At 66.7% G+C, this 19,299-nt stretch carries 22 protein-coding genes; 12 read left to right on the forward strand and 10 right to left on the reverse strand.

From position 1 onward, the window contains the following. Positions 1-4: 4 nt before the first annotated feature. The 12 genes from rplQ to FA743_RS16835 all read left to right on the forward strand — a co-directional run bounded on the left by rplQ (position 5) and on the right by FA743_RS16835 (position 10,968). On the forward strand, positions 5-424 hold the full coding sequence (gene rplQ / locus FA743_RS16780) for a 50S ribosomal protein L17 (protein WP_136887236.1): 420 nt from the start codon (positions 5-7) through the stop codon (positions 422-424). A 286-nt stretch (positions 425-710) separates the two neighbouring features. Beyond that, positions 711-1,322 (forward strand): helix-turn-helix transcriptional regulator, encoded by a 612-nt coding sequence (locus tag FA743_RS16785; protein ID WP_136887237.1) that lies wholly within the window; start codon positions 711-713, stop codon positions 1,320-1,322. Positions 1,323-1,381: 59 nt separating this feature from the next. Beyond that, positions 1,382-1,972, forward strand: coding sequence for an acyl-homoserine-lactone synthase (locus FA743_RS16790; protein WP_136887238.1), 591 nt, complete (start codon positions 1,382-1,384; stop codon positions 1,970-1,972). Between the two features lie 34 nt (positions 1,973-2,006). After that, the gene (locus tag FA743_RS16795; RefSeq protein ID WP_136887239.1) at positions 2,007-3,323 is read left to right on the forward strand and encodes a replication-associated recombination protein A; all 1,317 of its coding nucleotides are present in this window, start codon (positions 2,007-2,009) and stop codon (positions 3,321-3,323) included. A gap of 31 nt (positions 3,324-3,354) precedes the next feature. Then, positions 3,355-3,729: a fluoride efflux transporter CrcB gene (crcB, locus tag FA743_RS16800; RefSeq protein ID WP_136887240.1), complete on the forward strand. Its 375-nt coding sequence runs from the start codon at positions 3,355-3,357 to the stop codon at positions 3,727-3,729. Beyond that, the gene (locus FA743_RS16805; protein ID WP_136887241.1) at positions 3,726-4,781 is read left to right on the forward strand and encodes an RluA family pseudouridine synthase; all 1,056 of its coding nucleotides are present in this window, start codon (positions 3,726-3,728) and stop codon (positions 4,779-4,781) included. The genes crcB and FA743_RS16805 overlap by 4 nt, the downstream gene beginning before the upstream one ends. After that, positions 4,778-5,434 carry an HAD-IA family hydrolase gene (locus tag FA743_RS16810; protein WP_136887242.1) on the forward strand — a complete coding sequence of 219 codons (657 nt, stop codon included), beginning with the start codon at positions 4,778-4,780 and terminating at the stop codon, positions 5,432-5,434. Before FA743_RS16805 ends, FA743_RS16810 begins: the two co-directional genes overlap by 4 nt. After that, positions 5,431-6,144 carry an ATP12 family chaperone protein gene (locus FA743_RS16815; RefSeq protein WP_136887243.1) on the forward strand — a complete coding sequence of 238 codons (714 nt, stop codon included), beginning with the start codon at positions 5,431-5,433 and terminating at the stop codon, positions 6,142-6,144. The genes FA743_RS16810 and FA743_RS16815 overlap by 4 nt, the downstream gene beginning before the upstream one ends. Before the next feature lie 168 nt (positions 6,145-6,312). After that, positions 6,313-7,341, forward strand: a complete 1,029-nt coding sequence (locus FA743_RS16820; protein ID WP_136887244.1) for an amino acid ABC transporter substrate-binding protein — start codon at positions 6,313-6,315, stop codon at positions 7,339-7,341. A 114-nt stretch (positions 7,342-7,455) separates the two neighbouring features. Then, positions 7,456-8,712, forward strand: coding sequence for an amino acid ABC transporter permease (locus FA743_RS16825; protein WP_246055012.1), 1,257 nt, complete (start codon positions 7,456-7,458; stop codon positions 8,710-8,712). A 1-nt stretch (position 8,713) separates the two neighbouring features. After that, a complete protein-coding gene (locus FA743_RS16830) occupies positions 8,714-10,168 on the forward strand; it encodes an amino acid ABC transporter permease (protein WP_136887245.1) in 1,455 nt (484 codons plus the stop codon). A gap of 11 nt (positions 10,169-10,179) precedes the next feature. After that, positions 10,180-10,968, forward strand: coding sequence for an amino acid ABC transporter ATP-binding protein (locus FA743_RS16835; protein ID WP_136887246.1), 789 nt, complete (start codon positions 10,180-10,182; stop codon positions 10,966-10,968). A gap of 75 nt (positions 10,969-11,043) precedes the next feature. On the opposite strand, the gene FA743_RS16840 is transcribed toward FA743_RS16835, so the two are convergent. From FA743_RS16840 to rpmH, 10 genes are all read right to left on the reverse strand, one after another. Then, positions 11,044-11,562: a SixA phosphatase family protein gene (locus tag FA743_RS16840; protein ID WP_136887247.1), complete on the reverse strand. Its 519-nt coding sequence runs from the start codon at positions 11,560-11,562 to the stop codon at positions 11,044-11,046. Positions 11,563-11,639: 77 nt separating this feature from the next. After that, entirely contained in the window at positions 11,640-12,539 is a 900-nt protein-coding gene (gene argB, locus FA743_RS16845) for an acetylglutamate kinase (protein ID WP_136887267.1), read from the reverse strand. A gap of 64 nt (positions 12,540-12,603) precedes the next feature. Then, positions 12,604-13,254, reverse strand: coding sequence for a ribosome biogenesis GTP-binding protein YihA/YsxC (gene yihA, locus FA743_RS16850; protein ID WP_135313766.1), 651 nt, complete (start codon positions 13,252-13,254; stop codon positions 12,604-12,606). After that, the gene (locus tag FA743_RS16855; protein WP_136887248.1) at positions 13,251-14,012 is read right to left on the reverse strand and encodes an MOSC domain-containing protein; all 762 of its coding nucleotides are present in this window, start codon (positions 14,010-14,012) and stop codon (positions 13,251-13,253) included. Before FA743_RS16855 ends, yihA begins: the two co-directional genes overlap by 4 nt. Further along, positions 14,009-15,877, reverse strand: a complete 1,869-nt coding sequence (gene yidC / locus FA743_RS16860) for a membrane protein insertase YidC (protein WP_136887249.1) — start codon at positions 15,875-15,877, stop codon at positions 14,009-14,011. Before yidC ends, FA743_RS16855 begins: the two co-directional genes overlap by 4 nt. A gap of 177 nt (positions 15,878-16,054) precedes the next feature. Next, positions 16,055-17,350, reverse strand: coding sequence for an EAL domain-containing protein (locus FA743_RS16865; protein WP_136887250.1), 1,296 nt, complete (start codon positions 17,348-17,350; stop codon positions 16,055-16,057). Between the two features lie 58 nt (positions 17,351-17,408). Beyond that, positions 17,409-18,296 carry a tRNA 2-thiocytidine(32) synthetase TtcA gene (gene ttcA, locus FA743_RS16870; RefSeq protein WP_136887251.1) on the reverse strand — a complete coding sequence of 296 codons (888 nt, stop codon included), beginning with the start codon at positions 18,294-18,296 and terminating at the stop codon, positions 17,409-17,411. Continuing rightward, entirely contained in the window at positions 18,280-18,543 is a 264-nt protein-coding gene (gene yidD / locus FA743_RS16875; RefSeq protein ID WP_136887252.1) for a membrane protein insertion efficiency factor YidD, read from the reverse strand. Before yidD ends, ttcA begins: the two co-directional genes overlap by 17 nt. Further along, complete coding sequence (gene rnpA, locus FA743_RS16880; RefSeq protein WP_136887253.1) at positions 18,540-18,908, reverse strand: ribonuclease P protein component; 369 nt, start codon at positions 18,906-18,908, stop codon at positions 18,540-18,542. Before rnpA ends, yidD begins: the two co-directional genes overlap by 4 nt. A gap of 99 nt (positions 18,909-19,007) precedes the next feature. Beyond that, positions 19,008-19,142, reverse strand: a complete 135-nt coding sequence (gene rpmH, locus FA743_RS16885; RefSeq protein ID WP_028725980.1) for a 50S ribosomal protein L34 — start codon at positions 19,140-19,142, stop codon at positions 19,008-19,010. Positions 19,143-19,299: the final 157 nt, after the last annotated feature.

Here is a 19,299-nt window from a genome sequence, read left to right on the forward strand (position 1 = left end):
TATCATGCGTCACGCTCGCGGCTATCGCCGCCTCAACCGGACCCACGAACACCGCAAGGCGCTGTTCGCCAACATGTCGGGCTCGCTCATCGAGCACGAGCAGATCAAGACGACCTTGCCGAAAGCCAAGGAACTGCGTCCGATCGTCGAAAAGCTGATCACGCTGGCCAAGCGCGGCGATCTGCATGCGCGCCGCCAGGCCGATGCGCAGCTGAAGCAGGACATGCATGTCGCCAAGCTGTTCGACGTGCTGGGGGCCCGCTACAAGGACCGCCAAGGCGGTTATGTCCGCATCATGCGGGCCGGCTTCCGCTATGGCGACATGGCACCGATGGCGATCATCGAGCTGGTCGACCGCGACGTCTCGGCCAAGGGTGCGGCGGATCGCGCGCGTCTGGAAACCGAATTCGCGATGGAAGACTGATCGCATCTTCCCGCGATCGACGACCCGGACCCCGGCGCGATTTTCGCGGCGGGGTTTTCTTATGGCAGCGGATCCTCTTGCATGACGTAAGGGCAGACCGAAGATCTCGGCTTCCGCCGGGGGCAGGCGCCCTCTATGGTCTGTCGTGATGAGCCTAATGATCTTTTGACCCGGCATGCGGGGCATGACGCAGCACTATATGTCTTTGTTGCGCGGCCAGCAAACAAAGATCAAGATACTTTATTTTGGACATTGACCTCAACAGCATCGATATATCTAAAAAGCCATGTCATCACGTGCAGACATTAACAGCGGACTTCGGAAACTGGGCACGATTGCCCCGGCCGGATACTTCGTGGGCCTGCATATTCGATTTGCAGCCCCTTTGATGCAATTCCAGACCTATGCAGAAGAATGGTCCGAATTCTACTCCAAGAACGCCTATGCGTTACGCGACCCCACGATTGCCTGGGGATTTTCCACGACCGGCGCCTGCCGCTGGTCTGCCCTGCCGATCCCCGACCCGTTCAACATCCTGCGCGATGCGGCAGACCACGGGCTGATCTATGGCCTGACCTTTTCCCACGGCCCGATCGCCTCGCGCACCATCGCCTCCTTTGCCCGCGCGGATCGCGAGTTCTCGGACAAGGAGATCGACGAGGTCTCGACCACGGTCAAGCGGCTGCACGAACTGACCGAGCCGCCGGCCAGCCTGACCAAGGCGCAGAAGGAAGCCCTGCGCTGCATTGCGCAAGGCGACCGGCATGCGGCAGCCGCCGCCAAGCTTGGCATCACCGAAAGCGCGTTCAAGGCCCGGCTGATCTCGGTGCGCGAACGGCTGAAAGCCCGGACCACGGCCGAGGCCCTGCAACGGGCCAAGGAATACCGGTTGCTGTAGACTTTACCCGAACGGCCGCGAGGCGGATCTGGGTGCCCTCGTTTCGCCAGGAGTAGAAGATGCAGACCACGACCCTTTCCTTTTCGAACCTTCACCACCACGGAGAGCTGTTCGCCAACCTGTTCCGCGCCCGCAAGCAAAGCTTCATCGTCCAGCAGAACTGGAGCCTGCCCGAATCCGAGGACATGGAGTTCGACCAGTACGACACCCCCCAAAGCCGCTGGATCGCCATCCATGACAAGGGCCTGATCCTGGCCGGCATCCGCCTGACGCCGACCTCGGCCCGGTGCGGCATCTATTCCTACATGATCCGCGATGCGCAGGAGGGGATCCTGGGCGGCTCGATCCCGCAGGATCTGCTGTATGACAAGGCGCCCGTCGATGCGCATGTCTGGGAATGCTCGCGCGTCTTCGTCAGCCATGCGATCCCGCAGGCCTATCGTCGCAAGGTCCATTTCGCGATGGTCGATGCGATGACCGGATCGGCCCGCGATCTGGGCGCCACGCAGCTGATCGCGCTGACCGGGTCGCACTGGCCGCGCTGGTACGGGCGCTGCGGCCTGACCGCAGCTGCGATCGGCCCCAAGATGCAGATCGACGACGGCGAGTTCCAGTGCGTCGCCATCGACCTGACCGCCAAGATGCACTAGACCCGGCAGGCAAGCGCCCGGAAGGGGAGCCGCCATGGCCGATCTGTTCGACACTGCCCCGTCCTCGGACCCCGCGCCCGCGGCGGGGATCCGTCCTCTGGCCGACCGCATCCGGCCTGCGCGCCTGGCGCAGGTCATCGGGCAGGCCAAGGTGCTGGGCCCGGACGGACCTCTCGGCGCCATGCTGGGGGCGGGCAGCCTCTCCTCGCTGATCCTCTGGGGGCCGCCCGGCGTGGGCAAGACCACCATCGCGCGTCTGCTGGCGGACGAGACCGACCTGGCCTTCGTGCAGATCAGCGCGATCTTTACCGGCGTGCCCGACCTGCGCAAGGTCTTCGAGGCCGCCCGGCTGCGCCGCACCCAAGGCCGCGCCACGCTGCTGTTCGTGGACGAGATCCACCGTTTCAACAAGGCGCAGCAGGACAGCTTCCTGCCGCATATGGAGGATGGCACCATCCTTCTGGTCGGCGCCACGACCGAGAACCCGTCCTTCGAGCTGAACGCCGCGCTGATGTCGCGCGCGCAGGTGATCGTGCTGGAGCGTCTGTCCCTGGCCGATCTGGAGCTGCTGGCCCAACGCGCCGAGCGGGAACTGGGCCGCAAGCTGCCGCTGGACGCCAAGGCCCGCGACACGCTGCTGGAAATGGCGGATGGCGACGGCCGCGCCGCCCTGAACCTGATCGAGCAGGTGGCGGCGTGGAAGATCGCGGGCCCGATCGACCCCGACACGCTGGCGCAGCGGCTGAACAAGCGCGCGGCGAAATACGACAAGTCTGGGGACGAGCATTTCAACCTGATCTCGGCCCTGCACAAGTCGGTGCGGGGCAGCGACCCCGATGCCGCGCTCTACTGGCTGGCGCGGATGCTGGAGGGGGGCGAGGATCCCCGCTATCTGGCCCGCCGCATCACCCGCATGGCGATCGAGGATATCGGCCTGGCCGATCCTGCCGCTGCCCGGCACTGCCTGGATGCCTGGGCGCTGTACGAACGCTTGGGCTCGCCCGAGGGCGAGCTGGCCTTGGGGCAGGCGGTGATCTATCTGGCGTTGGCTCCGAAATCCAATGCCGGCTACGCCGCCTACAAGAACGCGCGGGCCGAGGCCAAGCGCACCGGCAGCCTGATGCCCCCCGCCCATATCCTGAACGCGCCCACCAAGATGATGAAGGATCAGGGCTATGGCACCGGCTATGCCTATGACCACGACGCCGAGGACGGGTTCAGCGGCCAGAACTATTTCCCCGACGGGCTGAAGCGCCCGGTCCTCTATGTCCCGGTCGAGCGGGGCTTCGAACGCGAGCTGAAGCGCCGTCTGGACTGGTTCGTCAGCCAGCGGCTGAAGCGCGGCGGTTGACTTTGCGGCCCTCCGGTCACAAGGACAGGCGATGATGAATCCTTTCCTTCAGGTCGCCCTGGGTGGCTCGATAGGTGCGGTGGCCCGCTATTCGGTCTATCGTGCGATCGCTTGGCACGGGCCGGGCTTTCCCATCGGAACGGCACTGGTCAATATTCTGGGCAGCTTTCTGATGGGGCTGCTGGCGGTGGCCTGTGCCGAACGCTTCGGCCATCACTATGCGCCCCTTCTGCTGACCGGCGTTCTGGGGGGATTCACGACCTTTTCGGCCTTTTCGCTGGATGCGCTGACCCTGTGGGAACGCGGCCAGGTCTGGGGAATGGGGCTTTATATTCTGGTGTCGGTCGTGATGTCGCTGGTGGCGGTGATCGCGGGTCTGGCCGTTGGACGAGGACTTTGGGCATGAGTGCCGTGCAGACCATCATGGTGGGCGACGACGACGCAGAGATGCGTCTGGACCGCTGGCTGAAGAAACGCTTTCCGCAGCTGTCGCAGGTGGCCATCGAGAAGATGTGCCGCAAGGGCGAGCTGCGTGTCGACGGGGGCCGCGTGAAGGCCGCCACCCGCATCGCTCCGGGGCAGGAGGTGCGCATCCCGCCGCTGCCCGACGCCCTGCCCGCAGCCGAGCGGTCCGAGCGGCCCTTGGGCCCCCGCGTCAGTGACAGCGACGAGCAGATGATCCAGGCGGCTGTGCTGTGGAAGGACGAGCATATCATCGCCCTGAACAAGCCCCCGGGCCTGCCCAGCCAGGGCGGCAGCGGCCTGGGCGGGCGCCATGTGGACGGGCTGACCACGGCGCTGCTCTTCGGCTTCAAGGAGCGCCCTAAGCTGGTGCACCGGCTGGACAAGGACACCTCGGGCGTGCTGCTGCTGGCGCGCACCGATCGGGTGGCCCGTGCGCTGTCCGAGGCGTTCCGGTCGCGCACCACCCGCAAGATCTATTGGGCGGCGGTGGCGGGCGTGCCGCATCCACGCATGGGCACGATCCGCTACGGTCTGGTCAAGGGTGGGTCCGGGCGCGGCGGCGACAACGAGAAGATGATGGCCGTTCATCCCCGCGACATCGACAAGACCGAGGGCGCCAAGCGCGCCACCACCGATTATGCGGTTCTGGACGCCCTGGCCACGCGGGCCAGCTGGTGCGCGCTGGTGCCGATCACCGGGCGTACCCATCAGCTGCGCGCGCATATGGCCGAGCTGGGCCATCCCATCGTTGGCGACGGCAAGTATGGCGGCTCGGGGCAGGAGAACCTGGGCGATGGCTGGGGCGCGCAGCTGGGCGGCGAGATCAGCAAGAAGCTGCACCTGCATGCGCGATCCATCACCTTCGACCATCCGATCACCAAGAAGCGCATGACCATCACCGCGCCCTTGCCCGAGCATATGGGCCGGACGTGGAAATCCGTGGGCTGGCACGAGAACGACGTGCCCGACGATCCGTTCGCGGAGGTCGAATGAGGCTGGTCGTCTTCGATGTCGACGGCACGCTGATCGACAGCCAGACCCATATCTACCACGCGATGAGCTTCGGCTTTGCCTCGGTCGGGCTGGAACCGCTGCCCAAGGCGCAGGTCCTGTCCATCGTGGGCCTGTCGCTGCCCGTCGCGGTCGCGCAGCTGGCGCCCGAGGCGGATCCCGACACGCAGGCGCGCATCGTGGCGGGCTACAAGGACAGCTTCATGCGGGCACGGCTGGACCATGCGGCGCCGCTCTATGATGGGGCGATGGACTGTCTGGACCGGCTGGCCGGGCGCGACGACCTGATCCTGGCGGTGGCCACGGGCAAGTCGCGCCGGGGGCTGGACGCGATGATCGCCGCGCATGGGCTGCAGGGGCGGTTTCTCAGCCTGCAGACGGCGGACGGCCACCCGTCGAAGCCGCATCCCTCAATGCTGCAGGCGGCGCTGGCCGAGACGGGGACCGAGGTCGCGCGCGCGGTGATGATCGGCGATACCAGCTTCGACATGGAGATGGCACGCGCGGCCGGGATGACGGGCTTTGGCGTCAGCTGGGGCTATCACCCCGTCGCGGCGCTGACGCAGGCCGGAGCTGCGCGGATCACCGACGATTTCGCGACCCTGACGCAGGCCATCGAGGAGTGGGCGGCATGAGCGAATGGAAGGCCCGGCGGTTCTGGACGACCGTCACTCTGCGCGCGGCCGAGGGCGGGGTCGAGATCCTTCTGGACGACCGCCAGCTGCTGACCCCGAACAAGCACCGCCTGATCCTGCCGACCGAGAGGCTGGCCCGCGCCCTGGCCGCCGAATGGGAGGCGCAGCAGGGCACGATCGATCCCCGGACCATGCCGCTGACCCGCGCCGCCAATTCGGCGGTCGAAAAGGTCGCTCCGCAGGCCGAGGGTGTCGCTGCCATGCTTGCTGAATATGGCGGCACCGACCTGCTGTGTTATCGGGCAACCGAACCCGAGCTGCTGATCGCCCGGCAGGCGGCGGACTGGGATCCGCTGATCGATTGGGCGGCGACCCATCTGCGCGCGCCGCTGCGCATCACCCATGGGGTCATTCCCGTCGATCAGGATCCGGCCGCGCTGGCCCGCCTGCGGGCGCAGATCGACGCGCTGGACCTGTACGGGCTGACTGCGCTGCACGATCTGGTCACGATCCCGGGCTCTCTGGTGCTGGGGCTGGCGGTCGTGGCCGGGCGCATCGACGGGGCCGAGGCGCACCGCCTGTCGCGCATCGACGAGGATTTCCAGATCGAACGGTGGGGGGGCGACGACGAGGCGCGCGAGGCCGCCGAGGGCCGCCGGATGGCCATCGAGTGGGCAGAACGCCTGTGGATGCTTTCGCGGCCCGATTGAAAGACTCCCCCATTCCCGACGGGGTTCTTGACGCGTGAACTTGTATCGGCACAATACCGCCTAATAGGACGGCAGTTCGCCGTGCTATGCCGACAAGGGCCCTCAAGGGCCCGCACTGCCTCTGCCGGCCCCTCGCGGTCCGACAGGGGCTCCAACACAGAGGTAGCAATGAAAAAATCGGTTTTCCTGGGAACGGTGGCCGCGACAACGGTGCTGGCAAGCATGGCGATGGCTCAGGAGGGAGGGGCGACCCTTGCTCAGGTCATGGAGCGTGACGAGCTGAACTGCGGCGTCAATACCGGTCTCGTGGGCTTTGCTGCCCCGGATGCCAATGGCAACTGGACGGGCTTCGACGTCGCCTATTGCCGCGCGCTGGCCGCCGCCGTGCTGGGCGATCCCGACAAGGTCTCGTTCGTGCCGACCACCGGCCAGACGCGCTTCACCGCGCTCAGCTCGGGCGAAGTGGACGTGCTGGCCCGCAACTCGACCTGGACCTATTCGCGCGACACCGACCTGGCGCTGGATTTCGTGGGCGTCAACTATTACGACGGCCAGGGCTTCATGGTGAGCCGCGAGCTGGGCGTGACCTCGGCCAAGGAGCTGGACGGTGCGACCATCTGCATCCAGACCGGCACGACGACCGAGCTGAACCTGGCCGACTATTTCCGCGCCAACCAGATGGACTACACGCCCGTCAACATCGACAGCAATGCCGAGGGCGAACAGCAGTACATGGCCGGGGCCTGCGACGCCTACACGACCGATGCCTCGGGACTTGCGGCCACGCGGGCGGCCTTTGCCGATCCGGAAAGCCACATCATCCTGCCCGAGATCATCTCGAAGGAACCGCTTGGCCCGGCCGTGCGCCATGGCGACAACAACTGGGGCGACATCGCCCGCTGGACGCTGAACGCGCTGATCGCCGCCGAGGAATACGGCGTCACCTCGCGCAACATCGAGGAGCTGGTGCGGTCCTCGACCAACCCGGAAGTCCAGCGCCTGCTGGGCACGACTGACGAGCTGGGCGCCATGATGGGCCTGGACGCCGAATGGGCGCGCCGCGCGATCCTGGCCAATGGCAACTATGGCGAGATCTTCGCCGCCAATATCGGCGAGCAGACCCCGATCGGTCTGGCGCGCGGCCTGAACGCGCAGTGGACGCAGGGCGGCCTTCTGTACGCGCAGCCCTTCCGCTGATCGGCTGACACGACCGGTGCCGGCCCCCGCGGGGGCCGGCACCTTCTTCGCAACGAGACGACCGACCTTAAACGACCGGCGCAAAGCCGGCTGGCGGTGACAGGGGAAAAGAAGATGACGGACGTCCCGGCCCCGGCGCATGCGCCGTTCCGGCTGAGCATGCTGGTCAATGACCGGCGGTATCGGTCGCTGACCTTTCAGGTCATCGTGTTCATCCTGGTCATGGCCGCCGGCTGGTGGCTGATCGACAACACGATCCGCAACCTGGCCCTGATGGGCAAGAGCTTCGATTTCGGGTTTCTGTGGAGCCGCGCGGGATACGACATCTCGCAGACGCCGATCCCCTATACCGCCGATGACACGCATCTGCGCGCCTCGGTCGTGGGGCTCTTGAACACGCTGATCGTGGCGGTGCTGGGCTGCATCGCGGCCACCGTGCTGGGCGTGATCGTGGGTGTGTCGCGCCTGTCGAAAAGCTGGCTCTTCGCGCGGCTGATGACTGTCTTTGTCGAGATCTTCCGCAACATGCCGCTGCTGCTGTGGATCCTGATCGTCTATGCGATCTTCACCGAGATCATGCCGCCGCCCAACGCCTATCGCGGCGACGATCCCGCCGCCTCGATGATCTTCTTCGACCATGTGGCGCTGACCAACCGTTATACCTCGATCCCGACGCTGGCGATGACCAACGATCCCGGGTCGCTGGACCTGGGCGCACGCATCACCTTCAACTGGGCGACCATCGCCTTCGTCGTGGCGCTGGTCGGCGGCTGGTTCATTCGCCGCGCGATCCTGTCCCATGCGCAGACCATGCAGGACCGCACCGGCGACCGCCCGGTGACCTGGTGGAAGAACCTGGCCGTGATGACCGTGCCCTCGCTGGTCCTGATCTGGGTCTTCGGCCTGCATTTCGAGGCGCCGAGCCTGCAGGGCTTCAACTTCACCGGCGGGCTGAACGTGTCGAACTCGCTGGTCGCGCTGTGGCTGGCGCTGACGCTGTATACCGCCGCCTTCATCGCCGAGATCGTGCGCGCGGGCATCCTGTCGGTCAGCCGGGGCCAGTCCGAGGCAGCCTTTGCCCTGGGCCTGCGCCCGAACCGCACGATGAACCTGGTGATCCTGCCGCAGGCGCTGCGGGTGATCATTCCGCCGCTGATCTCGCAATACCTGAACCTGACCAAGAACAGTTCGCTGGCCATCGCGGTCGGCTACATGGATCTGCGTGGTACGCTTGGCGGCACCACGCTGAACCAGACGGGCCGCGAGCTGGAGGCCATCGTGCTGATGATGCTGACCTATCTGGTGCTCAGCCTGATCATCTCGTCGGGGATGAATGTCTTCAACGCCCGCGTCAAGCTGAAGGAACGGTAAGATGAGCGACACCCATGCCCAGACCGTTCCCTTCGTCCGCGACACGATGCTGCCTTCTGCCGCGCCGCCGATCCGCGAATCGGGGGCGGTCAGATGGATGCGCGAGAATCTGTTCTCGGGCCCGGTGAACACGATCCTGACCCTGCTGGGGCTGCTGATCGTCTGGTTCCTGATCGCGACCTTCTGGGACTGGTTCGCCCATTCGGTCTGGAACGCCTCCAGCCTGAACGAGTGCCGCGAGATCATCACCGCCACCTGGGGCGACACTGCGCGCGGCGCCTGCTTCGCGGTGATCCGCGAGCGCTGGAACCAGTACCTGTTCGGCTTCTATCCCAGAGAGCTTTACTGGCGCCCGACCATGACCTTCGGGCTGCTGATGGTCGCGCTGGCGCCGGTGCTCTTCTCGGCCTCGCTGACCATCCGCCGGGTGGTGCTGGCGATCACCGCCGTCGTCACACTGTGGGCGATGGTGGTGCTGGGCGCCCCGGTGGTCTGGCTGGCCTTTGCCGTGCTGGTGCTGGCCGGCGGCGGCTACCTGTCCGAGCGCAACATCACCTGGCTTCTGCCCTTCTCGGCCCTCTACCCGCTGCTGGGGGTGTGGCTGCTATGGGGCGGCAGCCTGTGGGGGCCGATCTTCGTGCTGGTCGGGCCGGCCCTGGGATGGGTCGCCTGGAGGCTGCTGTCGCGGGTGTCCGGGCTGCTGGCCACGGTGGCGGCGATCCTGGTCACGCTGGTCTTCTGGATGGTCCTCGCGGGGGACGCGACGGGCGATGCCGAGCGGATGCTGTCGCTGTCCATCGAATCGGTGCGCTCGGACCGCTTCGGCGGCTTCCTTCTGTCGCTGACCATCGGGGTGGCGGGCATCGCGCTGTCGCTGCCCCTGGGCATCGTGCTGGCGCTGGCGCGGCAGTCGGACATGTTTCTGATCAAGTCTCTGTCGGTGATCTTCATCGAGTTCATCCGCGGCGTGCCGCTGATCACCCTGCTGTTCGTGGCCTCGCTGCTGCTGAACTATTTCCTGCCGCCGGGGACCAGCTTCGACATCATCCTGCGGGTCATCATCATGGTGACGATCTTTGCCGCCGCCTACATGGCCGAGGTGATCCGCGGCGGCCTGGCCGCCCTGCCCAAGGGCCAGTACGAGGCCGCCGACGCCCTGGGGCTGGACTACTGGAAGGCGCAGCGGCTGATCGTGCTGCCGCAGGCGCTGAAGATCTCGATCCCGGGGATCGTCTCGACCTTCATCGGCATGTTCAAGGACACCACGCTGGTGACCTTCGTGGGCCTCTATGACCCGCTGAAATCCATGTCGGACGCGGTGCGCGCCAATATCGAATGGAAGGGCATCTACTGGGAGCCGTTCATCTTCGTGGGCGGCATCTTCTTTCTCATCTGCTTCGGCATGTCGCGATACTCGATGTATCTGGAACGCCGTCTGCAACGTGACCACAGGTAAGGACCGGCGCCATGAGCGAACAGACCACCCGCCAGATCGACCGCAGCCAGATGACGGTCAGCGACGAGATCGCCATCGACATCCGCAACATGAACAAGTGGTTCGGATCTTTCCACGTGCTGCGCGACATCGACCTGACCGTCCATCGCGGCGAGCGGATCGTGATCGCCGGCCCCTCGGGGTCGGGCAAGTCGACGTTGATCCGCTGCATCAACCGGCTGGAGGAGCATCAGGCCGGCCATATCGTCATCGACGGGGTCGAGCTGACCAGCGACATCAAGAACATCGACAAGGTGCGATCCGAGGTCGGGATGGTGTTCCAGCATTTCAACCTGTTCCCGCATCTGACCGTGCTGGAGAACTGCACCCTGGCGCCCATCTGGGTGCGCAAGGTGCCCAGGAAGCAGGCCGAGGCGACCGCGATGCGGTTCCTGGAGAAGGTCAAGATCCCCGAGCAGGCCGACAAGTATCCGGGCCAGCTGTCGGGCGGCCAGCAGCAGCGCGTGGCCATCGCGCGCTCGCTCTGCATGCAGCCCAAGATCATGCTGTTCGACGAGCCGACCAGCGCACTGGACCCCGAGATGATCAAGGAGGTCCTGGACACGATGATCGCGCTTGCCGAAGAGGGGATGACGATGATCTGCGTCACCCACGAGATGGGCTTTGCCCAAGCTGTGGCTAATCGCGTGATCTTCATGGATCAGGGCCAGATCGTCGAGCAGAACAACCCGACCGACTTCTTCAACAACCCCAAATCCGAGCGGACGAAGCTGTTTCTCAGCCAGATCCTGGGGCATTGACGGCGCAGGGGGAGGGGGGCTCTGCCCCCCGCTGCGCTCCCCCCGGGATATTTGTGGACCGTCGCAGGGGTGGGGTCAGATGCGGCCGTCGAGGCGGATGAAATCCATCACGCTGCCCTCGCCGGGGCGGATCTGGTCCCACGCGTCCACCTGGAAGTCGACGACCAGCGTCGCGGCGGTCGGATAGCGGCGGAAGTCCGGATCCATCGGCAGGCGGGCCGGCAAGAGCGCGGCCAGGTCCGAGATGCCGGGATTGTGGCCCAGCATCATCACCGTGGGCATGGTCGCGGTCTTCAGGATCGCCATCATCCGGTCGGCGCCTGCTTGGTAGAGGCCGGGCTCGATCCGCATGACCGGGCGCACCTCGAGCGGCGCGCCGGCGAGGACCGCCCAGGTTTCCTGCGTGCGGGCCGAGGAGGAGCAGAGCACCTCTTCGGGCTCGTAGCCCCGGCTGGCCATCCAGTCCCCGAGCGCGCGCGCCGAGCGGCGGCCGCGGTCGTTCAGGGGCCGGTCATGGTCGTCCAGCAGGGGGTCGTCCCAGGCCGATTTCGCATGGCGGGTCAGGATCAGGCGTCGGTGTCCGAGTGGGGTCATGAAGGGTCTGCCTCTTGTGCCATGCCGTCAGTTCCAGCAGCCTGCCACAGGCGTTGCCGGTCCGGCAAGCAGTCAGGTCACAAACCGACCTCGCCCTGCCGGAGGCCGCGCGGCTTCACGCGGGGCTCGGTCGTGCGGATCAGCGAACCGGCGCCATGTTCGGTGAACAGCTCGAGCAGGCAGGCATTGGGCACGCGCCCGTCCAGGATCACCACGGCGCGGACGCCGTCCTTCAGCGCCTTCAACGCCGTCTCGGTCTTGGGGATCATGCCGCCGGCGATCTGGCCGTCGTCGATCATCGCGCGGACCTGATCGGGATGCAGCTGCGTGACGACCTGTCCGCTGGCATCCTTGACGCCCGCCACATCGGTCAGGAGCAGCAGGCGGTCGGCCTGCAGCGCGCCCGCGATGGCGCCGGCGGCGGTGTCGCCGTTGACGTTGAAGGTCTCGTTATCCTCCATCCCGGTGGCCACCGGGGCGATGACCGGGATCATCCCGGCGGTATAGAGGTCGCGGATGATCTGGACGTTCATCTCGACCGGGCGGCCGACGAAGCCCAGTTCGGGATCGTCGGCCTCGCAGACCATCATGTCGTCGTCCTTGCCCGAGATGCCGACCGCGCGGCCGCCCGCGTCGTTGATGGCCTGGACGATGCGCTTGTTGACGAGGCCGGACAGCACCATCTCGACCACCTCGACGGTCTCCTTGGTGGTCACGCGCTTGCCGCGCACGAAGCGGCTTTCGATGCCCAGCTTGGCCAGCAGGTCGTTGATCATCGGGCCGCCGCCGTGGCAGACGATCGGGTTCATGCCGACCTGCTTCATCAGCACCACGTCGCGGGCGAACTCGGCCATCGCCTCGTCGTCGCCCATCGCATTGCCGCCGAACTTGACGACGACGACCGAGCCCGAATAGCGCTGCAGATAGGGCAGCGCCTCGGAGAGGGTGCGAGCGGTGGCGATCCAGTCCCGGTTCATGTTCTGCGTTCTCATCCTGAAAAGCCCCGTGTTGACGGGGGCGACCCTAGGACGGCAGGACGGATCAGTCCAGCCCGGCGATGATCGTGCGCAGGGTGGCGATGCCATGGCCCTTTTCCGAGCTGGTCACCACCAGTTCGGGATAGGCGGCGGGGTGCTTCTGCAGGGCCTCGCGGACCTGGTCCAGCACCGGCAGAAGCGCGTTGGGGCCCAGCTTGTCGGTCTTGGTCATCACCACCTGGAAGGGGACAGCAGACCGGTCCAGCAGCGTCATGATCTCGTGGTCGACATCCTTCACGCCGTGGCGCGAATCGATCAGGCAGAAGGCGCGGCGCAGGGTCTGGCGCCCGGCGAGATAGGATTTCAGCAGCGCCTGCCACTTGGCGACGATCGCCAGGGGCGCCTTGGCAAAGCCGTATCCCGGAAGGTCGACCAGATAGGCCTGCTCGCCCAGGGCGAAATAGTTGATCTCCTGCGTGCGGCCCGGCGTGTTGGAGGCGCGCGCGATCCCCTTGCGCCCGGTCAGGGCGTTGATCAGGCTGGACTTGCCCACGTTCGAGCGGCCCGCAAAGCAGACCTCGGGGCGGTTCGGGGGCGGCAACCCGTCCATGTGGACGACGCCCTTCACAAAATCGACCGGGCCCGCGAAGAGCAGGCGCGCGGCCTCGGCGGCCTCGGGATCGGGATCGGGGGCGGTGGGGAAGGCGACTTTCATGCGGAGACCTGATCCTGAAGGCGGAGCGGGCCGCCGGTGACGACCTCGGCGAAGACGCCGAAATCCGTGTGGCCGTAAAGGCGGTCCAGCGTGGCGACCATGTCGATGTCGGGCTGGCCGGTATCGGTATTCGCGCTGGTGGCGTCGCAGCGCCCGACATGGGCGGCGATGCGAAATTCGACCGCGCCGATGCGGAGGGACTGGCCGATCAGGTCGCGTTCGGCGAAGGGGGCCCAGCCCTCGACCCACAGATTGCCGCGCCAGCGATGCGTGCCGAAGGACTGCCCGGTGCGGCTTTCCAGATCGCGCAGGCTGGCCAACGAGAGGATCGAGATCCACGGCCATTTCTGGTCGGTCCAGATCGCCGCTCCGCGCACCAGACGCGAGGGTGCGGGCGCGCCTTGGGGCCAGAGCGGGCGCAGCCAGTCGATCAGGCGCGCGCCCTCGGTGGCGGGATCCAGGTCAAGGCTGCCGTGGCGGGGATGGGACAGGGTCAGCCGCCCCTCGGACCAGCCGCCGGTGACGGCCTGCAGATCCGCCGAGACGACGCCGCGCAGGAAGCAGGACTTGGGAAGCCAGCGATCCGGCTGCCCGTCGGTCTGATGGCTCAGGGCGTGGCGTTCGCCCGCCTCGGTCAGGACCGCCCATTCGCGGTCGCCGGGCAGGCGGCGGGCCGCCTGCAGGGTCACCTCGTCCAGCCCCTCTCCGCCGACCGACTTGATCGGATGGCGGCGGATCAGGGCCAGATGCGCCGTCACTTTCCCTTGCCCTTGTCGCCGGGCTTGGCCTGCGCCACGCGCTTGCGTGTCGGGATCGAGGACTTGACGTTGCCCAGAAGATCGGGCCGCGCGCCGTGCATGGTCATGATCGTGTATTGCTGCAGGATCGTGATCACGTTGTTAGTGATCCAGTACAGCACCAGGCCCGAGGCGAAGCCGCCCAGCATGAACATGAAGATCCACGGCATCCAGGCAAAGATCATCTTCTGCGCCGGATCGGTGGGCGCGGGGTTCAGCCGCTGCTGCAGCCACATGCTGATGCCAAGCGCGATGGCCAGCGCGGGCAGGGTCAGCGAATGCAGGAGCGTCCCCTGCGCCGGCACGCCATAGGGCAGCAGCCCGTAGAGGTTCAGCAGGCTGGAGGGATCGGGGGCGGAGAGATCCTGGATCCAGCCCAGCCAAGGCGCATGCCGCAGTTCGATCGTGACGAAGATCACCTTGTAGAGCGAGAAGAAGATCGGGATCTGCAGCAGGATCGGCAGGCAACCCGCGGCGGGGTTCACCTTCTCGCGCTTGTACAGCTCCATCACTTCCTTCTGGAACTTCATGCGGTCATCGCCGGTGCGGGTCTTGATCTCCTCCATCTGCGGCTGCAATTCCTTCATCTTCGCCATCGAGATGTAGGATTTGCGGGCCAGCGGGAAGACCAGCGTCTTCAGCACGAAGGTCAGCGCGATGATCGCCCAGCCCATGTTGCCGATATAGCTGTTAAGGAAATGCAGCAGCTGGAAGATCGGCTTGGTCAGGAAGTAGAACCAGCCCCAGTCAATTGAATCGACGAAACCCTCGATGCCCGGGGTGGCCTCGTAGTCGCGCAGGACCTCCCACACCTTGGCACCGGCAAACAGGTAGCTGTCGGCGGACAGCGAGGTGCCGGGCTGGACGGTCTGCATCGGGAACCGGGCTTCGGTCTGATAGATGTCGGCCCCGTCGACATATTTCACGACGGCGGTGAAGGCCTGCCCCGGCGCGGGCGCCAGCGAGGTCATCCAGTACTTGTCGGTAAAGCCGATCCAGCCATTGCCGCCGATCTCATAGACATCGGCCCGGCCCTCGCGTGCGATCGGGTCCAGCTCGGTCATGGCATCGTATTTGGTCTCGATCAGGGTGCCGTCATGCATCCCGACCACGCCTTCATGCAGGATGAAGAAGTTCTCGGTCTGCGGGCGTCCGTGCCGGGCAATCAGACCATAGGGCGCGGCGGCGAAGGCGGCATCGCCGTTGTTTTCCAGGCTCTGCGAGACACTGAACAGATAGTTTTCATCCAAGGCGAAGCTGCGGCGGAAGATCTGCCCCGCCCCGTTGTCCCAAGCCAGCGTGACCGGCTGGCCGGGTGCCAGGACATCGCCCGATTCCTGGGTCCAGACCGTGGCCGGATTGGGCACCAGGGCGGCATCGACGCCCGGCCCGGGGGTCCAGCCATAGACGGCGTAATAGGGCTGGGTCACGTTGATGTTGACGCGGTCATCCGCCGTGGCGGACGAGGGCGACAGCAGGCGCACGTCGGGCGCGCCGTCGTCCTGGGTCTCGTCATAGCGGGTCAGCAGCAGGTCGTCGATGCGCCCGCCGGCCAGCGAGATCGACCCTGCCAGCGCCGGCGACTGGATCGCCACGCGCCCGGCCGGTTCCGCCGTCTCGGGCACGGCGGCCAGATCGGCGGGGGCCGCCGTCGTGGCGCCGGGCACGGAGGGAGCCAGCGGCTGGTCGCCGACGCTCTGCTCGGCCAAGGGAACGCCCGAGGGCTGGTCGGAGACCGGCTCGGGGGCGAAGACCGTATACCAGACCAGGATCACCAGAAACGACAGGACCGTCGCCAGGATCAGATTGCGGTTGTTGTCTTCCATTCGGTCACCACTGTCATCGCGTCAGTCGGGCCGGTTCAACAGAACGCACCCCTAAAGGTCAAGCGCATTTGCCATTCGGGGCAGGATTGCAAGGGAATTCGCGCAAGGACGGGGGCAGGGCGCCCCGGGCAGGGACCGGGATGACGTGGCGGCAGGAAGGCGGGCAGGGCCGCGCCCCTAGCCTCGCCAGGCGATGGTCGGCAGGTCGGCGGCGGCCTGCCGGTGGCGGGCCAGGAAGGCGCAGCTGTCACTGAGCGGCATCGGGCGTTCGATGGCATAGCCCTGCAGCTCGTCGCAGCCCATCTGCGACAGGAAGGCGAATTCCTCGCGCGTCTCGACCCCTTCGGCCAGGACCGACAGGCCAAGCCGCTCGGCCAAGGCAAGGATGGCCAGGATCATGCGCTGCTGTCCCTCGTCCAGATCGCAGCCTGTCACGAAGCTGCGGTCGATCTTGATGCGGTTGATGCCGAACTGGCGGATCGCATCCAGGCTGGCATAGCCCGTGCCGAAATCGTCCAGATCGATCCGGCAACCGGCGCGGGCCAGGCGGCGCAGATTGTCGCGGGTCTCGGCATTGGAGGTCATCGGCCCCACGCTTTCCAGCACCTCGACCACCAGGCGGCTTGGCGGGATGTCGTGCCGGTCCATCTCCCACAGAAGGCAGTCGGCGAAGCCGCGGTCGGACAGCTCGCAATTCGAGATGTTGATCGAGACGGTGGGCACCTGGAACCCGGCCTCGTCCCAGCAGCGCAGCGCGGACAGGGCCTGGGCCAGCATGAACAGCGCGAGGGTATTGTGATCGGCGGGGGTCATCTGCGCCAGGAAGGCGCCCGGCGTCAGCAGGCCATGCACCGGATGATGCCAGCGTGCCAAGGCCTCGAACCCCGAGATGTCGCCGGAATTGCAGCAGATCTGCGGCTGGAACCAGGCGACCATCTGCCCGGCCACGATCGCGTCGCTGACCGTCGAGGGCAGGCGCGGCCCGCAGAGCTGCGGGTCGTGGGAATAGAGCGACAGCCGCCCCAGATCGGCCTCGGCCACCATCTGCATGCGCTGGCGGGCATTCTCCATCATGGCGGCGACCGGGGGCAGGTCGGGGGCATCGGCATGGATCAGCACGCCGGTCATCACCGGGGTCACCTGCTGGCCGGCCAGCGAGACCGGCCCCTGTCCCTGCAGCAGCAGGCGCCGGGCGACCGCGGCGGCATCGCGCAGCGTGCGATTGTGCAGCAGCACCGAGAAATGCCCCGGCGCCGCCAGCTGCACCGGATCGTAGGGCCGCACGGCCTGGCCCAGGGTCTGGGTCAAATGCTCCAGCAGGTGCTGCATGGCCAGGCGGTCCAGAAAGCTGCCCAGGGTCCGGGTGTTTTCCAGCCGCAGCAGCAGCAGGCTGCGCGACACGTCGCGGGCCTGATCCGACTGGCCCAGAAGGCTGCGAAGGGGCGAGAACAGGCGGGTTACGTTCATCGACATGCCGGACCTTTCACGGAATCACCGGCATCAGAATTAGGGCAAATGTCTTGTCGGTGTGTTAATGGCCGGGCTTGGGATCGCCGAGGACGGGCACCGCCCCCGCGATCCCGGTCGGTTCTGGCGCCAGAAGTCCTGAAAAATTGAACAGTTCACGATCCAGCAGATGCGAGGGGCGCACGTTCATCAGCGCCCGGAAGATCACCTGCCGCCGCCCCGGGCTGCGCGTTTCCCATTCGTCCAGCATCCGCTTGACCTGCACGCGCTGCAGCCCGTCCTGACTGCCGCACAGATCGCAGGGGATGATCGGATAGGCCATGGCCCGGGCAAAGCGGTCGCAATCGGCCTCGGCCACATAGGCCAGCGGGCGCAGCAGGGTCAGGTCGCCCTCTTCGTTCAGCAGCTTGGGCGGCATGGTGGCCAGCCGTCCGCCGTGGAACAGGTTCATGAAGAAGGTTTCCAGCATGTCGTCGCGATGATGGCCCAGCACCACGGCCGAGCAGCCCTCCTCGCGGGCGATGCGATAGAGGTTCCCGCGCCGCAGCCGCGAGCAGAGCGCGCAATAGGTCCGCCCGGCGGGTACCTTGTCCGTCACGATGGAATAGGTGTCGCGATATTCGATCCGGTGCGGCACGCCGCGTGCCTTGAGGAACTCGGGCAGCACCGTGGCCGGAAAGTTCGGCTGACCCTGATCCAGGTTGCAGGCCAGCAGGTCCACCGGCAGCAGCCCGCGCCATTGCAGCTCGTGAAGCACGGCCAGCAGGGTATAGCTGTCCTTGCCGCCCGACAGGCAGACCAGCCAACGGTCGCCGGGGCGGACCATCGCGAAATCCTCGATCGCGGCGCGGGTCTCTCGGATCAGGCGCTTGCGCAGCTTGCGGAACTCGGTGCTCTGCGGGGCGCCGGCGAACAGCGGATGGATCTCGGTCGTGTCAGCGTCGTCCAGCATCGCGGGCCCTTTCGTGATCGGGATCGGCGCCGGGCACCGGGTCATAGCCATGCCCGCCCCAGGGGTGGCAGCGCCCGATCCGCCGCAGCGCCAGCCAGCCGCCGCGCAGGGCCCCATGTCGGGCCAGCGCGTCCAGCGCATAGGCCGAGCAGGTGGGCTGGAACCGGCAGCCATGCCCGACCCAGGGCGAGGCGACCAGACGATAGCCGCGCACCGGCAGGGCCAGAAGGCGCGCCAGCGGGCTCATCGGTGGATCTTGTCCATCGCGCGGGCGAAATCCGCGCGCAATTCGGCGAAATCGCGGGCGATGGTGGCCTCGGGGCGACCGACGAGGACGTAATCCCATCCGGGCAGGCCATGCCCTGGCAGGCCAAGCCGCGCCACCTCGCGCAGGCGGCGCTTGGCGCGGTTGCGCGCGACGGCATTGCCGATCTTCTTGGAGCAGGTGAAGCCGATCCGCGCGGGCCCGTCATCCTCGCGGCGCCGGGCCTGCAGCAGGAACCCGGGCATTCCCTGACGCCGGGCGCGGGCCGCCGCGAGAAACTCGGCGCGCTGGCGCAGGACGGGCGGCATCGGGAAGCGGTCGGGGCCGGACATGCGACATGCCGCCATGCCATCATCCCTGGACTGAGTGTCATCGGGATGATGGCATGGCGGCATGTCGCAAGCCTTCGATAAGGCGGCCGTGGCCACCGACCGGATCCGGAAGGATCAGGCCGACAGACGCTTGCGGCCCTTGGCGCGGCGGGCGTTCAGAACGCGGCGGCCGCCCTTGGTGGCCATGCGCGCGCGAAAGCCGTGGCGGCGCGCACGAACGAGGTTCGACGGTTGGAAGGTGCGCTTCATGGTCAGTCTCCGGGTCGGTTCTTGCGGGGGGCACCAGAACAGGGCAGGTTGCACGCAACTGCCCTGCGCCACGGCGCCGGTTGTTTCGAAGCCCGCTGATTAGGGCCAATGACGGCCCACGTCAACCGCCGAAACCCGAAAACGCTGTCCGGGGCGT

This window comes from Paracoccus gahaiensis, from assembly GCF_005048225.1.
GTDB lineage: Bacteria > Pseudomonadota > Alphaproteobacteria > Rhodobacterales > Rhodobacteraceae > Paracoccus > Paracoccus gahaiensis.